This is a genomic window from Pseudoalteromonas sp. S1650, assembly GCF_005887195.1.
Classification (GTDB): domain Bacteria; phylum Pseudomonadota; class Gammaproteobacteria; order Enterobacterales; family Alteromonadaceae; genus Pseudoalteromonas; species Pseudoalteromonas simplex.
Genome location: NZ_PNDF01000215.1, coordinates 1 through 323, shown reverse-complemented (window position 1 = coordinate 323; position 323 = coordinate 1). Strand labels below are relative to the sequence as shown.

Below are 323 nucleotides of genomic sequence, written 5' to 3'. Positions count from 1 at the left end.
ATTGCTCTGGGTATTGACTGTTGGGAATATTGATCATTATTTCTTTATGTATAATTTAAATAACAAGCTGACGCATAGGGCTTTTCGATGTTGGCACACGATTTTAAGCCGGTAAGCAATAGACCATTTCTTGTTTAGCATTACGAGTACGTACCGCACCAAATTTGCTTAACATGCGAGATACTTTACTTTGACTACTATTCTCAAAGCCTTGCTCTTTTATTGCGTCGACACTCTCAGCTTGTGAACCGAAGTTTTCTGCTTTTAATCGCGCTTTAAACGCTTTGATCAGTGCTTCTTGTTTGTCTTGTGGGTGCATGTTG

General features: G+C 39.0%; 1 pseudogene. It reads right to left on the bottom strand.

What is annotated here, in order from left to right:
• Positions 1-58: 58 nt before the first annotated feature.
• A pseudogene (locus CWB80_RS22210) lies at positions 59-319 on the bottom strand (arginine repressor); the annotation flags it as partial.
• Positions 320-323 lie beyond the last annotated feature (4 nt).